Annotated in this window: 15 protein-coding genes; 7 read left to right on the forward strand and 8 right to left on the reverse strand. The window is 63.0% G+C overall.

The window, feature by feature from the left end:
• Position 1: 1 nt before the first annotated feature.
• Positions 2-838: a hypothetical protein gene (locus NFV80_RS10500; protein ID WP_295329787.1), complete on the reverse strand. Its 837-nt coding sequence runs from the start codon at positions 836-838 to the stop codon at positions 2-4.
• Positions 839-1229: 391 nt separating this feature from the next.
• Here NFV80_RS10500 and NFV80_RS10505 point away from each other — a divergent pair, with 391 nt between their 5' ends.
• From NFV80_RS10505 to NFV80_RS10515, 3 genes are all read left to right on the forward strand, one after another.
• Positions 1230-1778 (forward strand): NAD(P)H-dependent oxidoreductase, encoded by a 549-nt coding sequence (locus tag NFV80_RS10505; protein ID WP_295329785.1) that lies wholly within the window; start codon positions 1230-1232, stop codon positions 1776-1778.
• 67 nt (positions 1779-1845) lie between these two features.
• On the forward strand, positions 1846-2886 hold the full coding sequence (locus tag NFV80_RS10510; protein WP_295329783.1) for an AraC family transcriptional regulator: 1041 nt from the start codon (positions 1846-1848) through the stop codon (positions 2884-2886).
• A gap of 115 nt (positions 2887-3001) precedes the next feature.
• Positions 3002-3337, forward strand: coding sequence for a hypothetical protein (locus tag NFV80_RS10515; RefSeq protein WP_295329781.1), 336 nt, complete (start codon positions 3002-3004; stop codon positions 3335-3337).
• A 191-nt stretch (positions 3338-3528) separates the two neighbouring features.
• Here the strand turns inward: NFV80_RS10515 and NFV80_RS10520 are convergent, their stop codons facing one another.
• The gene (locus NFV80_RS10520) at positions 3529-4089 is read right to left on the reverse strand and encodes a flagellar motor protein MotB (RefSeq protein WP_295329779.1); all 561 of its coding nucleotides are present in this window, start codon (positions 4087-4089) and stop codon (positions 3529-3531) included.
• Between the two features lie 167 nt (positions 4090-4256).
• The gene (locus tag NFV80_RS10525; RefSeq protein ID WP_295329777.1) at positions 4257-4919 is read right to left on the reverse strand and encodes a MarC family protein; all 663 of its coding nucleotides are present in this window, start codon (positions 4917-4919) and stop codon (positions 4257-4259) included.
• Between the two features lie 273 nt (positions 4920-5192).
• Between NFV80_RS10525 and cls the strand changes: the two genes are divergently transcribed.
• Complete coding sequence (gene cls, locus NFV80_RS10530; protein ID WP_295329776.1) at positions 5193-6623, forward strand: cardiolipin synthase; 1431 nt, start codon at positions 5193-5195, stop codon at positions 6621-6623.
• A 21-nt stretch (positions 6624-6644) separates the two neighbouring features.
• On the opposite strand, the gene NFV80_RS10535 is transcribed toward cls, so the two are convergent.
• From NFV80_RS10535 to tig, 5 genes are all read right to left on the reverse strand, one after another.
• Positions 6645-7127 (reverse strand): DUF2721 domain-containing protein, encoded by a 483-nt coding sequence (locus tag NFV80_RS10535; protein ID WP_295329772.1) that lies wholly within the window; start codon positions 7125-7127, stop codon positions 6645-6647.
• 103 nt (positions 7128-7230) lie between these two features.
• On the reverse strand, positions 7231-9651 hold the full coding sequence (gene lon / locus NFV80_RS10540) for an endopeptidase La (protein ID WP_295329766.1): 2421 nt from the start codon (positions 9649-9651) through the stop codon (positions 7231-7233).
• Positions 9652-9739: 88 nt separating this feature from the next.
• On the reverse strand, positions 9740-11011 hold the full coding sequence (gene clpX, locus NFV80_RS10545) for an ATP-dependent Clp protease ATP-binding subunit ClpX (protein WP_295329763.1): 1272 nt from the start codon (positions 11009-11011) through the stop codon (positions 9740-9742).
• A gap of 49 nt (positions 11012-11060) precedes the next feature.
• On the reverse strand, positions 11061-11690 hold the full coding sequence (gene clpP / locus NFV80_RS10550) for an ATP-dependent Clp endopeptidase proteolytic subunit ClpP (protein WP_295329760.1): 630 nt from the start codon (positions 11688-11690) through the stop codon (positions 11061-11063).
• A gap of 32 nt (positions 11691-11722) precedes the next feature.
• Entirely contained in the window at positions 11723-13042 is a 1320-nt protein-coding gene (gene tig, locus NFV80_RS10555) for a trigger factor (protein WP_295329757.1), read from the reverse strand.
• 649 nt (positions 13043-13691) lie between these two features.
• On the opposite strand from tig, the gene arsS reads away from it, so the two are divergent.
• From arsS to NFV80_RS10570, 3 genes are all read left to right on the forward strand, one after another.
• On the forward strand, positions 13692-14690 hold the full coding sequence (gene arsS, locus NFV80_RS10560) for an arsenosugar biosynthesis radical SAM (seleno)protein ArsS (protein WP_295329755.1): 999 nt from the start codon (positions 13692-13694) through the stop codon (positions 14688-14690).
• A gap of 51 nt (positions 14691-14741) precedes the next feature.
• On the forward strand, positions 14742-15440 hold the full coding sequence (locus NFV80_RS10565; RefSeq protein ID WP_295329753.1) for a haloacid dehalogenase type II: 699 nt from the start codon (positions 14742-14744) through the stop codon (positions 15438-15440).
• A gap of 67 nt (positions 15441-15507) precedes the next feature.
• A complete protein-coding gene (locus NFV80_RS10570) occupies positions 15508-17652 on the forward strand; it encodes a bifunctional TVP38/TMEM64 family protein/FAD-dependent oxidoreductase (RefSeq protein ID WP_295329751.1) in 2145 nt (714 codons plus the stop codon).
• Positions 17653-17686: the final 34 nt, after the last annotated feature.

Genomic DNA, 17686 nt, shown 5'->3' on the forward strand with positions numbered 1-17686 from the left:
TCTAGAAAGGGAAGGTGGCGGCCAGCGCGAATCCGGTGAAGCGGGGCTCGACACCACCGCCGCGGCCAGTGAAGTTGTAGCTCAGGTTGCGCACGGCCAGCGTCAGGTCGCCCCAGCCGTAGCGGTAACCCACTCCGACCAGAGCCTGCCAGGTGGTGTTGGCGGAACCGCCGCCGACGTCCAGGTAATAGGGCACGAACCACTTGGCCTCGGCATCGAGGTCGACCTGCCCTTTCAGTCCGACGATCGCATCCCATTTGTTCATGCTGGCCGACGCGTCCCGTCCGCCGGTGATGCCAAGCAGGCTGAAATCCAGCGTTGCGTCCATGTTCAGATAGCGCGTGCCAGCGAGGATGTCGAGGTGCGAAGCGCCACGTCGCCAGGCAGTGTAGCTGCCAGCGAGCGTCAGCACGTTGGACTTCAGCGACATCGATGCATCGAACGGCAGTGCTACCGCCCCACCGCCGCCGTTGAGCGGCCTGACGCCCGAATTCTGGCGGTCGAACTTCATGTAAATGTAATCGGCGAGCAGCGACCACTCGCCCTTGCGCGCCTCGCCGGCGAGGAAGAACGCGAAGGAAAGGTTGTGCAGATAGGTGCCGGGATCACTGTGCATGTTCGCCTGCACGCCGCCGGCAATTCCCAGCGGCTGCAAGGTCGCCGACGTATAGATGGTGGGCAGCCAAGCGTACGGTGTGACGCCGAGGTGCCACTGCCCGTCGAACATGTTCTCCGCCGACACCCGCTCTTCACCGCTGGCCGGCATCGCTGCCAACACCGCCAGCGCGCCCAACAGAGCGCCCGCGTATCGCTTCCTGCCACCTCTCGCTGCAGACATCCGCCCCCCCTTTCCTGCATTGACAAACAGGTCGCCGCCCGGACGGCCTAGCGCGCAAGGCCTGCGGCGCAGCCCACCGGACGACGTGGAATTGCCCGAATCGCCGCTGATGCAGGCCCGGCTTCGCCCGCGCCTGCCCCTCGATCCTCAACGAGGACGCATTATCGCTCGCTTCCGAGCCTGGCTGTCTAGATGATTCTGGACAATAAAATGATGATTTGCGACACTGCGCACTCGATACGCCAGACAGGTTCGACGCATGCTGGCAACAACCGGGCATTCCCGCATAGCGCAGCCGGCAGCAGCAACCCGATCGGGCGTCGAGTCCTGCTACCATGGCACCCGGCCGGAATGGCTGCGCCAAAGACCCATACTATTCTGGAGACCGTCGATGTCCGCAATCAAATTTCTTGGCATTTCCGGCAGCCTTCGTCGGGCATCGTGCAACAGCGGCCTCCTGCGCGCAGCCAGCGCCCGCCTGCCGGCCGACGTGAGCATGGAGATCGCCGATCTCGGTGACGTTCCATTTTATAACGCCGATCTGACGGAAAAACCAGCCGGCGTCGTCCGTGTCCTGGCGCAGATGGCCACTGCCGACGCCTTTGTCATCGCCTGCCCGGAATACAACTACTCGCTGGCCCCGGCCTTGAAGAACATTCTCGACTGGGCCTCGCGCGAACCGGCCAATGCCCTGCTTTCCGGAAAGACTGCGGCTCTGATGGGTGCCGGGGCCGGAATGGGAACTTCGCGTTCGCAATATCACCTGCGCCAGGTCTGCGTTTTTCTGAACGTGCACCTGCTCAACCGACCCGAAGTATTTTCCAACGCTTTTGCCGGCGGATTCGACGCCGAGGGGAATCTCACCGACGAACGGATTGCCGGCCTGATCGCCGAGCAGATGCAGGCCCTCGCCGACTGGACACGGCGGATCAGAGGCTGATCGACTCGTTCGGCGACCCCCCGTGGACCGACCACAGGACCGGTTACCGCGTCCGGAAGCAAAGCGGATGATGTCACGCGAGCATCGCGCCGAGAGCGTCCTTCGTATCGGCGGCGTGGCGTCGATCCCCTCGGTGTTGCGCGGACTCGGTTGCGATCCGCGTGAAGTGCTCGGCGAGGCAGGGATCGATCCCGCGCTCTTCGACGATCCCGAGAACCGCATTCCCTTTGCCCGCCTTGGCGAGTTATTGGCGTTCTGCGTGGCACGGACCGGGTGCAAGCATTTCGGGCTGTTGGTTGGCCAGGGTGGTGGCGCTTCCTCGCTCGGGCTGGTCGGTTTCCTGGCGCTGCACTCGCCGGATGTCGAATCGGCGCTGCGCACGCTGGTGCGCTATCTGCACCATCATGACCGTGGAGCAGTTCCAACCCTGGCGATCGTCGAGGGCTCGGCCGCCCTGGGTTACGCCATCTACCAGCCGCGTATCGCGGCGTCGGAGCAGATCGTCGACGGCGCCCTGGCCGTTGGCTGCAATATCATGCGCCGCCTGTGCGGACGCGAATGGCAAGCCAGTGAGGTCCTCTTCGCACACCGCGCGCCGCAGGAGATCGCGCCGTTCCGCCGCTTCTTCCGCTCACCGCTGCGCTTCGATGCAGAGCAGAATGCGCTGGTCTTTTCCTCCGAATGGCTGAGGAAGCCCTTGTCGGGAGCAGATCCCGAGTTGCATCGCCTGTTGCAGAAGCAGATCGACACTCTCGAGGCGCGTTACGGCGGCGATTTTCCGCATCAGGTGCAACGCGTCCTGCACGGCGCCGTGCTTACCGGGCGGGCGGTTGCGCCCGAGGTGGCGGCGCTGTTCTCGATGCACAGCCGCACGTTGAACCGCCGCCTGCAGGCCGCTGGCAGCAGCTTCCGGCAGCTCGCCGACGCGAGCCGTTACGAGATCGCCCGCCAGATGCTCGAAGATTCCGCAATGACCGTCAGCGAGATCGCCGCCGCGCTGAACTATGCGGACGCCAGCGCCTTCAGCCGCGCCTTCGCCCGCTGGAGCGGCAAGCCGCCCCGACGATGGCGGGCGGAAAGACAGATTGGCGCAATGAGCGGCAGATAGGCGTCTGCCCGCCGGTACCCGCAGCAGCTTGACCGGTCGGCACGCGCCCGTTACTGTGGTCGAACCGACTGACCCGCGATCTCCGGGCATGGCGGTCATGCGGAGGAAGTGAATCATGGAGTGGAAACGGCAAGGTTTAGCGATCGCGCTGCTTTGCGGAGTCGTCGTGTTCATCGGCGTGCCAACGGCGCAGGCCCAGCAGTACACCGACGATGGCGCGGTGCGTCCCGACCCTGCGCTGTCGCCCGAACAGATCGACTCGGGCCCCGTGCTGTCATCCGGGGCGGTTCGCCCCGACCGCTCGCTCTCGCCGGAGCAAACCGAAGCGGGGCGCGCGCTCTCGCCCGGCGCGGTGCCGCGCGCCCCGGCGCTTTCTCCTGAGCAGACAAACCCGCCGCCGGTATGGTCGCCAGACGCCGTCCGCCCGGATCCCGCGCTACCCCCCGACTAAGCCGGCGAACACGAGCAGCGCTCCTCTCCCCCGCCTTGGGCCGCGTCGGCAGCCCGATTTGCCACTTACCGCTTCCTTCGACGTGAAAGTTGCGAGATCGCCTTGCGAATCCTGCTTTTTTTGCTCTTTCGTCGACCAACGAGGCGAAGCGGCCGCTTGCCCCGCTGCACCTCGCCGCTCGCGAGGCGACCTTACTTGGCACGCAGGACGACGTCGATTCTGCGGTTCTTGGCGCGCCCTTCGGGAGTCGCATTGGATGCAACCGGCTGGTACTGCCCGAAGCCTTCGGCGACGAGGTTGCTGGGGTCGACCCCTTGCGACTGCAGATACCTTACGACGTCCGCCGCGCGCGCTGCCGAAAGCTCCCAGTTGCTCGGATAGCGGCCGCGGAGTGCCGGTCCGATCGGCTCGTTGTCGGTGTAGCCCTGCACGTCGATCCAGTGGCCGGTCAGGTTGACCAGCGTCGGCACGGCCTTGTTCAGGACCGCGCGCCCCTTGGCGTTCATCTCGGCGCTGCCCGAAGCGAACAGGATCTCATCGACAAAAGTCACCACGAGGCGATCGTTGAGCTGCTTGATCTGCACCTGATCCCGCGCCACTTCCTGTTGCAATTGTTGATTGAGCGCCTGGTACTGCTGTTCAAGCGCTACAGCCTTCTGCGTCTGCTGCACCTGCTTGTCGTACTTCTGTTCCGTCACGCAGCCGGCCAGCAACAGCAGGCTGAACGGAACGACCAATGCACGGCTATTCATCCCTGGTAACCCTTCCACAAAGTACTGCGATCAACGAGAGCGGTTTGCGGTGTCTCTGGCACTGCGCATCGCCCATTCTTGCCAGGAGGCCACTGCCTTCCCGGCACGACGCGCAGTATATCGACGGCTGCTACCCGACAGCAAGGCACGCCCGTCTGACGCCGGGCTCAGTTCCCCGCCGCACTACGGGCAACGCACGTGTATGGCGCCAGAAATTCCACGGCACCGTTGAAGATCAAACCCATCCCCATCGCCGCAACGAAAAAGCCGACGATGCGGGTGGTTGCGTCGATCCCCTGCTTGCCGAACTTGCGCAGGATCGGCTTCGCATAGATCAGTGACAGATAGGTGGTCAGCATGCAGGATACGATCGCTGCGGCAGCCGCGAAAAAGTGCTGCAGTTCCTGCGGCGACTGCTTGATCGTCGAGGCCATGCTGATCAAGGTCGCGATCGCCCCGGGTCCAAACATGATCGGCATCGCCAGTGGCACGAAAGCGACGTCGGCATCGCCACCATCCGTGCGCGGAATGATGCCGCCCGATGGGGGCGGGTTGAACAACTCGAAACCGACACGCATGAGAATCACTCCACCGACCACCCGCACCATGCTCAGCGGCACGTCAAAAACGCGTAACAACGCGGTTCCGAAAAGCAGGAAGAAAAAAGACAGCAGCAGGGCGTAAACGCAGGCCTGGCGCGCCACGCGCCGCTGTTCGCTTTCCGCCTTGCCATCGGTCAGGCCGAGATAGACCGGGATCGCTTCGAGCGGGTTGATGATCGCCAGCAGGGTGGTAAACAGGCTGATGAACAGGGTAAACGTGGGAGTCATGTGGTCAGCATCCCTTTGCAGTGAATCTCCGAAGAGAGGATCCTTCGCCTGGGCGTCCCGATGCAACGGGGTGCATTGGCTGCAAACGCCGGCAGGCTATCACAATGCCTCGCCAAGTTGTCACCACGCTGCCCCCGCAATGCATCGGACCACGGCGCATTCCGGCCGCGATCGCCGAGACCTACGGGCGATGTCCCTGGCAAACAAGCCGGCAAACTGCCCTTGCAAGCAGCGCGTTGACCAGCCGGGTGCAGCAGTCTCATACTCCCGCACATGGTTTTCAGTCTGCTGTCCTTCGTCTACCTGGTGCTGGCATTGGCCGTGGCGCTGCGCATCTTTTCCCGGCGAAGCTCACGCGGCACGGCGCTGGCCTGGCTGCTGCTGGTCATTCTCGTCCCCGCCGTCGGCGCGCTGGCCTACCTGCTGATTGGCGAACGGCGTCTCGGCAGAACCTGGATGCAAAGGGCGATCAGTCTGCAACCGCAGATCCTGCGCTGGGCCCGGGACATTCCGCCATCCGACGTGGTCGCGCCGGACACGCTGACGACCGGTGCCGAGAGCGTCAGCCGACTCGCCACCGGATTCGCCGGTCTGCCCTTGATGGGGGGTCACCGGCTGCGTCTGCTGGTCGATAGTGAAACGATCATGCGCTCGCTGATTGCCGACATCGATGCGGCTCGCCGTTCGGTGCACCTGGAGTTCTACATCTGGAATCCTGGCGGTTTCGTCGACGATCTGGTTACGGCGCTGGTCAACGCCGCACGTCGCGGGGTCGCCTGTCGCGCCCTGATGGATTCGCTCGGCAGCCGTCCGTTTTTCCGAAGCAGCGCCATCGGTCGCCTGCGCGACGCCGGCATCGAGATCGTCGAGGTCCTTCCGGTCAACCCGCTGCGCGCCCTGTTCGTCCGCCTCGATCTGCGCGACCATCGCAAGATTGCCGTCATCGACCGCGGCATCGCCTACACCGGCAGCATGAACATTGCCGACCCGCGCTTCTTCAAACAGGACGCGGGAGTCGGCGAATGGGTCGATGCCATGGTCCGCATCGAAGGGCCGGCGGCCTGGGCGCTCGAAGCAGTGTCCCTGTCATTGACCGCGCTGCAGACGGGTGGAGACTTTGCGCCGCCGGAGCCACCGGCGCTGGCGCAGGTCGGCAACAGCCGGGTACAGATTTTCCCCTCGGGGCCGCAGTCGTCAGTGCGGCACATCGAAGCGCTGCTGCTCACGGCGATCTACGCCGCGAGACGCGAAATTGTCCTGACCACCCCCTATTTCGTTCCCAGCGAGCCCTTGCTGACCGCGCTGCGCTCGGCTGCCGTGCGCGGTGTGCGGGTGATCCTGATCGTTCCGGCGAAAGTAGACTCCTTGCTCGTCCGCTACGCCAGCGATGCGTACAAGGACGACCTGCTGGCGGCAGGCATCACCATTCTGCAGTTCGGCGACGGCCTGCTGCACACCAAGAGCATGGTCATCGACGAGCAGATGAGCATTTTCGGAACCGTCAACTTCGATCTGCGCAGCTTTGAACTCAACTTCGAGGTCTCGCTGATTGCCTTCGACCGTCAGTTTTCCAGCGAAGTGCGCGAATTGCAGCGCCAGTACGAATCGCGGTCGGCGGCGCTGCTGCTTGACCAATGGTGCGCGCGGCCGCACTGGCGGCGACTGCTCGAAAACGCCGTGCAGGTGATGAGCCCCCTCCTTTGAACGGTGGCCGCTTTGTGTCGGTCACCGTCTTCCGGACTGGCCGTCGATACTCGCGGCTCGCTTGTCCAGGTCCTCTATGAAATTCGTCGCCAGCGCGATCTCGCGCAGGAAGCACGTCAAACCTGCAATCAGCGCCAGCATCGCGGCAATGAACAGTCCGGCAATCGTGCGTGACAACTCGACCTGCAGTTCCGCGCCGACAAACAGCGCGACGACGACCAGGCAAACCAGCAGATCACAGGCGGTACACAGCGAGATCGCCCAGTGGATCATGCGGGCGCGGCGTGAGAGCGAGAGGATCGTCGACAGCGTTTGCGCACGTTCCGTCGCCGACAAGTCCGAGACCAGACTTTTCTCGAGCACGTGAAAACGGTCGATCACCCGCCCTAGCCGATTTGCAAGTACGCCAAGCAAAGCGCCGACGCCGGCCAGCAGGAAGACCGGCGCGACGGCGAGCTGGATCACCTGCGCAACGGATGAAACCTGACTCGGCAGTTGCATCATGGCGGGAGACTCTTGCGACAGTCCTCCGGTCCGTATCGACGCGACCCGCGCGCCCGCGCCGTCCGACAGAGCGAGCGCAGCAGGCGCTGCAGTCGGGGCGACGTCAGTGGGTGACGACGTTCGGACCGGAAACGCTGTCCGGCGCGGCGGCTACCACCGCCGGCGCGACCGGTTCCTCGGCGGCAGCCGGCGTCGGCTTGTGTTCGAGCGCGTGTTCGAGCACCTGGTCGATCCACCGGACCGGAATGATCTCCAGTTTGTTCTTGATGTTGTCCGGAATTTCCGCCAGATCCCTGACGTTCTCCTCGGGAATCAAGACTCTCGCCAGACCTCCGCGGACCGCAGCCAGGAGCTTTTCCTTCAGGCCACCGATCGGCAACACTTCGCCACGCAGGGTGATCTCGCCAGTCATGGCAACATCGCAGCAGACCGGAATGCCGGTAAGAACGGAAACCAGCGCCGTGCAGATGCCGATTCCCGCGGATGGACCGTCTTTCGGGATGGCGCCCTCCGGCAAATGGATGTGGATGTCGCTCTTCTGGTAGAAATCGTGGTCGATACCGAGTGACTGAGCACGCTTGCGCACTACCGACAGCGCTGCCTGAACCGATTCCTGCATGACCTCGCCAAGCTTGCCCGTGGTCGTCGTCTTGCCCTTGCCGGGCAGGACGACCGACTCGATGGTCAGCAGCTCGCCGCCAACCTCGGTCCATGCCAGACCCGTTACCTGCCCCACCTGGTTCTCGCGCTCGGCGACGCCGAAATTGAAACGCCGCACGCCGAGGAACTTGTCGAGATTACGTGCGCTGACGGCGACCTTTCCCTGCGTCTTGCGCAGCAGCAGCGTCTTCACCACCTTGCGGCAGATTTTCGAGATGTCGCGTTCGAGCGACCGCACTCCGGCCTCGCGCGTGTAGTAACGGACGATGTCGCGCAGGGCGCTCTCCGCCACGGTCAGCTCGGTGACTTTCAGGCCATTGTTCTTCATCTGCTTGGGTAGCAGGTAACGCTGCGCGATGTTGACCTTCTCGTCTTCCGTGTAACCCGAGAGGCGGATCACTTCCATGCGGTCGAGCAGTGGCGCTGGAATGTTCAGCGTGTTGGCGGTGGCGACGAACATCACTTCCGAGAGATCGTACTCGACTTCCACGTAGTGATCGACGAAGGTCGAGTTCTGCTCCGGATCAAGCACTTCCAGCAACGCCGAGCTCGGATCTCCACGGAAATCCTGACCCATCTTGTCTACTTCGTCGAGCAGGAAGAGCGGGTTCCGGACGCCGATCTTGCTCATGTTCTGCAGGATCTTGCCGGGCATCGAGCCGATATAGGTGCGGCGATGGCCGCGGATCTCCGCCTCGTCGCGCACTCCGCCGAGACTCATGCGCACGAACTTGCGGCCCGTCGCCCGGGCGATCGACTGCCCAAGCGAAGTCTTGCCGACACCCGGCGGCCCCACCAGACAAAGGATCGGCGCCTTGAGCCGGTCTACCCGCTGCTGCACCGCGAGATACTCGATGATGCGCTCCTTGACCTTTTCCAGACCCCAGTGATCAGCATCGAGGATCTTCCCGGCTGCCGCGAGATCCTTGCTGATGCGCGTGCGCTTGCGCCATGGCAGAGCGATCAGCGTTTCGATGAAGTTGCGGACAACTGTCGCCTCAGCCGACATCGGGGACATCAGCCTGAGCTTGCGAAACTCCGCCTGCGCCTTGGCAAGCCCTTCCCTGCTCATGCCGGCTGCCTTGACCTTCTTGTCGAGTTCATCAAGGTCGGCGCCCTCCTCTCCCTCGCCAAGCTCCTTCTGGATCGCCTTGACCTGTTCGTTGAGGTAATACTCGCGCTGGCTCTTCTCCATCTGGCGCTTGACCCGACCCCGAATGCGCTTTTCCACCTGCAGGATGTCGATTTCGGACTCGAGCTGTGCCAGCAGACGCTCGATCCGCGCGCGGATGTCGAACATCTCGAGGATTTCCTGCTTCTGCTCGAGCTTCACGGGCAGATGCGCGGCAATGGTATCGGCCAGCCGCCCGGCATCCTCGATGCCGACGATCGAAGTCAGGATTTCCGGCGGAATTTTCTTGTTCAGCTTGACATACTGGTCGAACTGGGCGATCACTGCACGCCGCAGCGCCTCGACTTCGTGATTGATCCCTTCGTCGGCAAGAACCGGTCGCGCGCCCGCGAAGAACATCTGCTGGCGGGCTTCGATCGCCTCCAGGCGAGCTCGCTGGGAACCTTCGACCAGGACCTTGACCGTACCATCCGGCAGCTTCAACATCTGCAGGATGTTTGCCACACAGCCTACGGCATACAGGTCGTCGGCTTCCGGATCGTCTTTCACCGCCGACTTCTGCGCCACCAGGAGAATGCTCTTGCCTGCTTCCATCGCCACTTCGAGCGCCTTGATCGACTTTGGCCGCCCGACGAAGAGCGGAATCACCATGTGCGGAAAGACGACTACATCGCGCAGGGGCAGCAGCGGAAGCTCGACGGGTTCGACAGACAACTTCGGAGTTGCAGACATTGATTGTGCCCTTTAGGTAATAGTCCATGCGAGAAGATTGTGGCATGAACCCGCATTTCAAGCCGCGCTGGAGGCGGCCAGCACATCGTCAGTTGCCGCCGGAGACCTTCGGCTGGTCAGCGTAAATCAGGAGTGGCTCGGCATCACCGACGATTACGTTCTCGTCGACGACGACCTCTGAGACATTCTCCATACCAGGAAGTTCGTACATGGTATCGAGCAGTACCGCCTCGAGAATCGAGCGCAGGCCGCGAGCCCCGGTCTTGCGTTCGAGCGCCTTGCGGGCAACCGCCATCATTGCCGCCGGACGGATTTCCAGCGCCACGCCTTCCATCGCGAACAACTTCTGGTACTGCTTGACGAGCGCATTCTTGGGCTCGACGAGGATCTGCACCAGTGCCGTGCTCGACAGTTCCTCGAGCGTTGCCACCACCGGCAGACGCCCGATCAGTTCGGGAATCAGGCCGAACTTGATCAGGTCCTCGGGCTCGACGCTGCGCAGCACCTCGCCGGTCGCCTTCTTGTTGTCCTTGCTTTTGACCTCGGCGCCAAAACCGATGCCGCCACGTTCGGAGCGACTGCGAATGACCTTTTCCAGTCCGTCGAACGCGCCACCGCAGATGAACAGGATGTTGGTCGTATCGACCTGCACGAAATCCTGATTGGGATGCTTTCGCCCGCCCTGCGGCGGTACGGACGCCACCGTGCCCTCGATCAGTTTGAGCAGCGCCTGCTGTACGCCCTCCCCCGAGACGTCGCGGGTAATCGACGGATTGTCCGACTTGCGCGAAATCTTGTCGATTTCGTCGATGTAGACGATGCCGCGTTGCGCTTTCTCGGTATCGTAGTCTGCCTTCTGCAGCAACTTTTGGATGATGTTCTCGACGTCCTCGCCGACGTAACCGGCTTCCGTCAGGGTGGTCGCGTCGGCCATCACGAAGGGCACGTCGAGCATGCGCGCCAGCGTTTGCGCGAGCAGTGTCTTGCCCGATCCGGTCGGACCGATGAGCAGGATATTGCTCTTGGCGAGTTCGACGTCGTCGCCGGACTTGCCGAAGTGGCGGAGCCGCTTGTAATGATTGTAGACGGCGACCGACAGGATGCGCTTGGCCGTCTCCTGCCCGATCACGTATTGGTCGAGCAGTGCCGCGATTTCCTTCGGAGTCGGCAGGTCGTTGTTTGCCCCCTTGCCCCCTTGCTCGCCGGAGATCTCGTCGCGAACGATGTCGTTGCACAGTTCGATGCATTCGTCGCAGATGAAGACCGACGGCCCGGCAATGAGCTTCTTCACCTCATGCTGGCTCTTGCCGCAGAACGAGCAGTAGAGGAGTTTTTCCGTACCACTTTTCTTTTCCGACATGTCGTGCTACCTCTATCTCAAGACCTGCGTACCCTGACCGGCTACGCCGTCAAAGCGCCTCCCGATTGGCCAGCACCTTGTCGATCAGACCATATTCTGCCGCTTCCTGCGCCGAAAGGAAATTGTCGCGATCGGTGTCGCGCTCGATGCGTTCGATCGACTGACCGGTGTGATGTGCCATCAGTTCGTTCAGCTTGGCACGCAGAGAAAGGATTTCCTTGGCGTGAATCGCGATGTCCGACGCCTGCCCCTGGAACCCCCCCATCGGCTGATGGATCATGACGCGAGAATTGGGAAGGGCAAAGCGCTTGCCGCGGGCTCCCGCGGCAAGGAGAAAGGCACCCATCGAGCAGGCCTGCCCCATGCACAGGGTCGACACGTCGGGTTTGATGAACTGCATCGTGTCGTAGATAGACAGCCCGGCAGACACCGAGCCGCCTGGCGAATTGATGTAGAAGTGCACCTCCTTGTCCGGATTCTCGGCTTCCAGAAAGAGCAGTTGCGCGACCACCAGATTGGCGGTCACATCGTTCACCGGGCCCACCAGGAAAATGACCCGTTCCTTGAGGAGTCTTGAGTAGATGTCGTAGGCGCGCTCGCCACGACCGCTCTGCTCGATAACCATCGGCACCAGGCCCAGCGCCTGCGGATTCCAGCCGGCAGCGTCTTCAATGCCCATTTCGTTTCCTTTGCAAGGGGAATCGCCCATGTTCAGGACTGTTGCCCCATCAGTTCGGCAAAGGCGATCGGTTTGTCAACCACCTTCGCCTGCGCCAGAACCCACTGCACCACGTTCGCCTCCATCGCCGCGCCTTCGAAATCGTTCAGGCGCTCGGGCTGGGCGTAGTGCCAGCGGACGACCTCGTCCGGCTGATCGTAACTCAGCGCCGCCTCCTGAACCAAGGCCTTGACCTGCTCGGGCTTCGCCTGCAAGCCCTGCTGCTTGACGATCTCGGCAAGAATCAGGCCGAGACTGACACGACGTCGGGCCTGATCCGAGAACCATTCCGGCTGCATCGGCAAATCCTTCACCTTCATCCCGCGCTGCTCCATGTCCTGGCGCGCGAGTTGCATCAGGCGCTCGATCTCCCGCTGGACCAGGGCGCCCGGCACCTCGACGGCATTCGCCTGGAGCAGCGCATCCATCACCTGCGCCGTGACTTTTGCCTGCAGGCGCCGCTTCACCTCACGCGTGAGGTTGCCTTCGATTTCGTCGCGCATCTTCACGAGATCGCCGTCCTCGATGCCGAGCGCCTTGGCAAATTCACCATCGATTTCGGGCAACACCGGTTCGCCGACTTCCTTGACCGTGATCTCGAAAGTCACCGATTGGCCGGCCAGTTCCTTGGAAAAGTACTCGGTGGGAAAGGTCATGTCGAAAGACTTGGCTTCGCCGGGACTGGTCCCGATGACCGCGTTCTCGAAGTCCGAGAGCATCTTGCCTTCGCCGAGCACGAAACGGTAATCCTTGCCTTGCCCACCGGCGAACGGTTCACCATCCTTCTTGCCGAGGAAGTCGATGCTCACCCGGTCCGCATTGGCGGCTGCGCGGTCGACCAACTCGTAGCGCATGCGCTGCTTGCGGAGAATCTCGATGGTGTTGTCGACTTCGGTCGCCCCGATTTCGAGAACCGGGCGTTCAATTTCCACTCCCGCCAGGTCGCTCAGGGCAATCTCGGGATACACCTCGAAGACTGCCGAGAATTTGAGGTGTGTCGCACTGTCGCTGTCGGTCGCCTCGATCCTGGGAGAGCCAGCCACGCGCAGATTCTGCTCGATGACTGCGTCGCTGAAGAGTTGGCCGAGAGCCTCGGTCAACGCCTCGTGACGGGCCTGGTCGCCATATTGCTGCCTGACGATGTTGGCCGGCACCTTGCCCGGGCGGAAACCCGGCATCTTCATGTTTCTGGCGAGCCGCCTCAGGCGCTGGTCAACGTCCTTGTCGAAATCGGCAATCGCGACCGACAGATCAAGACGCCGCTCCAGCGCGCTGGCGACGGGTTCCTCAGTGGTAGCAGCATTCGTTTCCATTAAGAATCCTTGTGATACGGGCGGAAAACTGGCGGGAACCTGGCTCGGCCGACAGACTCACGGCCTGCAGACCACGCTCCGCCGACAATCAGATCGAAAGCGCGAAAATCGGCGATGTCGGCCAACGCTCGTGCTCGGCAGGCTGCGCAATATCGAAACCGCGCCTTCGGAGCTGTTGCGAAACTCCTGCAGGTCGCTCGCTGGATCGTCGCTACCCGCGCCAGTTTCGTCTGCCACTCGGCATGCCGCTTCTTCGCGCACGGAAAGCACCAAATCTTACAGCAATACTTGCCGGCTCGAAACACTCATCCTCACCACCAAGTATTTGACCATGGCTAAGCAGTTGATTTGTTTGTGGCAGATAGATTATCAGCGAAATGCTCGCGAGAGGGCGTAACGAACATTGCCGCGTTTCTTCGTCCGACCGGCTGCCGCCTGAGTCAGCAGTATTGGCTCCCCGGACTCGCCCGCGCCGGTCGCGCTTCGCCAGCGCGCCATGCACGATGCGGCGCGCTGCGCAGCAACGGCGAAATGTCGTATCGTGGCATCTTGAGCAAACGTTTGCTGTCCAAGAGTCCTGTAGCCAGGACGGTCGACTGTAAGGGATCGCCCCTGCTGCTCGACCAGGATGATCCACCGGAGAAAATCCATGCACGCCACGCTTCCTCTTCTCGCGACCACCACCTTTCCGGCGTTGCGCCGCCGTTCGGTCGAAACCCTGCAGGTCAATCTCGGCTATCGCTGCAATCAAAGTTGCGTGCATTGCCACGTCAATGCGGGACCGCAGCGCAAGGAGGAAATGACCGCCGAAACCGTCGACGCGGTACTCGCCTTCGTTGCCGCCAGCCCCGAAGTCGGCGCGCTCGACCTCACCGGTGGCGCCCCCGAGCTGAACCCGCACTTCCGCCGCCTGGTCGTTGCCGCGCGCGCGCGCGGCCTGCGCGTGATCGATCGCTGCAACCTGACGATCCTGGAAGAGAGCGGGCAGGAGGACCTCGCGGACTTTCTCGCTGCGCACCGCGTGGAGGTGGTCGCCTCACTGCCGTGCTACCTCGAAGAGAACGTGGACCAGCAGCGCGGCACGGGCACTTTCACCGCCAGCATCCGCGGCTTGCGCCGCCTGAACGCACTCGGTTTCGGCAAGCCGACGACCGGCCTGATCCTGAACCTGGTCTACAACCCGCTGGGAGCATCGCTACCGCCGCCACAGGAGCCGCTTGCCGCCGCCTATCGCGAACACCTCGGGCGAGAATTCGGAATCGTCTTCAACCAGTTGTTCACCCTGACCAACATGCCGATTCAGCGCTTCGGATCGATGCTGATTTCGAAGGGGCAGTTCAACGCGTACCTGCAGTTGTTGCGCAACGCGCACCGCGACGAGAACGTCGAACGGGTGATGTGCCGCAATCTGCTCTCGGTCGATTGGCAGGGTTACCTGTACGACTGCGACTTCAATCAGCAACTGGGATTGCCGATTGCCGGCACCGGGCGACAGCGTCTGCACCTCACTGACGCCAGCGCGTCACTGCTCGCCGACCGGACGATCCAGGTCGCCGAGCATTGCTACGGATGCACCGCCGGACAGGGATCGAGTTGCGGCGGCGCGCTCGGCAACGAGACCGCTGCGGCGCCGGTCTGCGGCACCTGACGGGTGCCGGCGAGCATCCGCACATTGCCCACGACAGCCAAGGAAACGAGCATGAATGACACGCATCTCGCCGGAATCGAAGCCTGTGTCTTCGACGCCTACGGCACTCTCTTCGACTTCAACAGCGCCGCGTCTGCCGCCAGTGACGAGCTCGGCGAAGACTGGCAGCGCCTTTCCGACCTGTGGCGGCAGAAACAGCTGCAATACACCTGGCTGCGAGGGCTCGCCGCCCGCCATGCAGATTTCTGGCAGGTCACCGCCGACGCGCTGGATTACGCTCTCGCCGCCCTCGCCATCGATCGGCCCGGACTGCGCACACGGCTGCTCGAGCTCTACCTTCATCTCGGCTGCTACCCGGAAGTTTCCGAAACGCTGCGCAGGTTGCGAGCAGGCGGGCTGAAATTGGCGATCCTGTCGAACGGCACGCCGGCGATGTTGGCCGCAGTGGTCAGTCATTGCGGATTGACCGAAGTCTTCGACGCCGTGCTCTCGGTCGAGGAAGTCGGCGTCTTCAAACCCAACCCGGCGGTTTATCGGCTGGCCTGCGATCGCCTGGGCATCGCCCCGGAAGCGAATTGCTTTCTCTCGTCTAACGCCTGGGACGCCTATTCGGCCAAGGCATTCGGCCTGCGGGTCGTGTGGTGCAATCGCTTCGGGCAGCCGCCCGAGCGAATTCCCGCAACGCCAGACTGCGAGGTCGCCGAGCTTGCGGCACTGCCGGCGATCGTGTTGCCGGCACGTACCGGATAGCTTCGAAGCGGAACGCGAGGCAGGTCAGGGAAAGCCGTATGCACATCTCGACCATCGGCCGACAGCGATGAATGCCCGGCGCATCGTGTTGCTGGCAGTCCTGGCCGCGCTGCTGCTCGCCGCCTTTACCCTCGACTTCGAGCGCTTTCTGCGTCTCGACTACGTCAAGAGTCGGCAAGCGGCGATCGAGGCGTGGCGAGCGTCGCAGCCGATTGCCGCGGCGCTGGTCTATTTTGCCGCCTATGTCGCGGTAACTGGCCTCTCGCTGCCAGGCGCGGCCGTCATGACCCTGCTCGGCGGCGCCGTTTTCGGTCTCTGGTGGGGTCTGTTGCTGGTTTCCTTCGCCTCGTCGCTGGGCGCCACCCTCGCCTTCCTCGCTTCGCGCTTTCTGCTACGCGAATGGGTACAGAAGCGCTTTGGCGACCGCCTTCGGTCAGTCAACGCCGGCATCGAGAAGGATGGTGGCTTCTATCTGTTCACCCTGCGCCTGGTGCCGGTGTTCCCGTTCTTCGTGATCAACCTGCTGATGGGCCTGACACCGCTCAGGACACGCACCTTCTACTGGGTCAGCCAGCTCGGCATGCTCGCCGGCACGCTGGTGTACGTGAACGCCGGGCAGCAATTGGCGAAGCTCGAATCCCTCGCCGGCATCCTGTCGCCGGCGCTGCTTGCCTCCTTCATTCTCCTCGGCATTTTTCCCCTGCTGGCGAAGAAAGTCGTCGATACGCTGGCAACGAGGAAAGTGTATGCCGGCTGGCAGCGACCGGTGCGTTACGACCGCAACCTGATCGTCATCGGCGCCGGTTCGGCGGGATTGGTGACTGCCTACATCGCTGCGGCGGTCAAGGCGAAAGTGACGCTGATCGAAAGGAACAGACTCGGAGGCGACTGTCTGAACACCGGTTGCGTGCCGTCGAAAGCACTGATCCGCTCGGCCCGGCTGCTCTCGCACCTGCATCGCTCCGCCGAGTTCGGCATTCGCAGCGCGTGTGCCGAGTTCGATTTTGCCGAAGTGATGGAACGGGTGCAGCGGGTGATCAGGACGATCGAGCCGCACGATTCCAGCGAGCGCTATGCCGGGCTCGGCGTCGAGGTCATCGAAGGCACAGCCAAGCTTGTTTCCCCATGGGAGGTCGATATCGTCCGCAAGAGCGGCGACAGGAAGCGTTTGAGCGCGCGCAGCATCGTCATCGCCGCCGGCGCTCGTCCCTTCGTGCCGCCGATCCCGGGTATCGAGCGGGTTGGCTATCTGACCTCAGATGACGTCTGGGAACTGCGAGCGCTGCCGCGTCGGCTGCTGGTCCTGGGGGGAGGACCGATCGGCTGCGAATTGACCCAGGCCTTCGCCCGCCTCGGCGCCGCGGTGACGCTGGTCGAAATGGCGTCGCGTGTGCTGGTCCGCGAAGACCCGGAGGTATCGGAAGCCGTTCAGCGCCGCTTCGGCACCGATGGCATCGCCGTGCTCGTCGATCATCGGGCGCAGGCGTTCGTGATCGACCACGGCGAAAAGATCCTGATCGCCGAACACGCCGGGAAGGAAGTACGCATTGCCTTCGATGCCGTGCTGGTCGCCGTCGGCCGGATCGCCAACGTTACCGGCTACGGTCTGGAGGAACTCGGCATCGCCGCCCCGCGGACGATCGAGACGAATGCTTTCCTGCAAACCAGATACCCGAACATCTACGCCGCGGGCGATGTGGCCGGCCCCTTCCAGTTCACCCACGCGGCCGCCCATCAGGCCTGGTACGCGGCAGTCAATGCGCTCTTCGACCCTTTCCGCAAGTTCCGCGTCGACTACTCGCTGATTCCCGCGGCAACCTTCGTCGACCCCGAGGTGGCGCGCGTCGGCATCAACGAGAGCGAAGCTCGCGCGCGCAACATTCCCTACGAAGTCACGCGCTACGGAATCGACGACCTCGATCGGGCAATCACCGACGGCGAAGCGGATGGCTTCATCAAGGTGCTCACGGTACCCGGCAAGGACCGCATTCTCGGCGTCACCCTCGTCGGCGAACACGCCGGCGACCTGATCGCCGAATACGTGCTGGCGATGCGCCACGGCATCGGTTTGAACAGGATTCTCGGCACCATCCACATCTACCCGACCCTCGCCGAGGCCAACAAATACGTTGCCGGCAACTGGAAGAAAGCGCACGCGCCAGAAAAGCTGCTCGCCTGGGTGGCGCGTTTCCATGCCTGGCGTCGCCGCTGAGCGCGCCGGCGCCGGGGCCGCCACGTCGCAGACG

It is taken from the genome of Accumulibacter sp. (assembly GCF_023806565.1).
In the GTDB taxonomy this organism is placed as follows: domain Bacteria; phylum Pseudomonadota; class Gammaproteobacteria; order Burkholderiales; family Rhodocyclaceae; genus Accumulibacter.

Coding starts and splice junctions, on each gene's coding strand:
- NFV80_RS10500 (WP_295329787.1), bottom strand. CDS start 838: ATGTCTGCAGCGAGAGGTGGCAGGAAGCGATACGCGGGCGCTCTGTTG.
- NFV80_RS10505 (WP_295329785.1), top strand. CDS start 1,230: ATGTCCGCAATCAAATTTCTTGGCATTTCCGGCAGCCTTCGTCGGGCA.
- NFV80_RS10510 (WP_295329783.1), top strand. CDS start 1,846: ATGATGTCACGCGAGCATCGCGCCGAGAGCGTCCTTCGTATCGGCGGC.
- NFV80_RS10515 (WP_295329781.1), top strand. CDS start 3,002: ATGGAGTGGAAACGGCAAGGTTTAGCGATCGCGCTGCTTTGCGGAGTC.
- NFV80_RS10520 (WP_295329779.1), bottom strand. CDS start 4,089: ATGAATAGCCGTGCATTGGTCGTTCCGTTCAGCCTGCTGTTGCTGGCC.
- NFV80_RS10525 (WP_295329777.1), bottom strand. CDS start 4,919: ATGACTCCCACGTTTACCCTGTTCATCAGCCTGTTTACCACCCTGCTG.
- cls (WP_295329776.1), top strand. CDS start 5,193: ATGGTTTTCAGTCTGCTGTCCTTCGTCTACCTGGTGCTGGCATTGGCC.
- NFV80_RS10535 (WP_295329772.1), bottom strand. CDS start 7,127: ATGATGCAACTGCCGAGTCAGGTTTCATCCGTTGCGCAGGTGATCCAG.
- lon (WP_295329766.1), bottom strand. CDS start 9,651: ATGTCTGCAACTCCGAAGTTGTCTGTCGAACCCGTCGAGCTTCCGCTG.
- clpX (WP_295329763.1), bottom strand. CDS start 11,011: ATGTCGGAAAAGAAAAGTGGTACGGAAAAACTCCTCTACTGCTCGTTC.
- clpP (WP_295329760.1), bottom strand. CDS start 11,690: ATGGGCATTGAAGACGCTGCCGGCTGGAATCCGCAGGCGCTGGGCCTG.
- tig (WP_295329757.1), bottom strand. CDS start 13,042: ATGGAAACGAATGCTGCTACCACTGAGGAACCCGTCGCCAGCGCGCTG.
- arsS (WP_295329755.1), top strand. CDS start 13,692: ATGCACGCCACGCTTCCTCTTCTCGCGACCACCACCTTTCCGGCGTTG.
- NFV80_RS10565 (WP_295329753.1), top strand. CDS start 14,742: ATGAATGACACGCATCTCGCCGGAATCGAAGCCTGTGTCTTCGACGCC.
- NFV80_RS10570 (WP_295329751.1), top strand. CDS start 15,508: ATGAATGCCCGGCGCATCGTGTTGCTGGCAGTCCTGGCCGCGCTGCTG.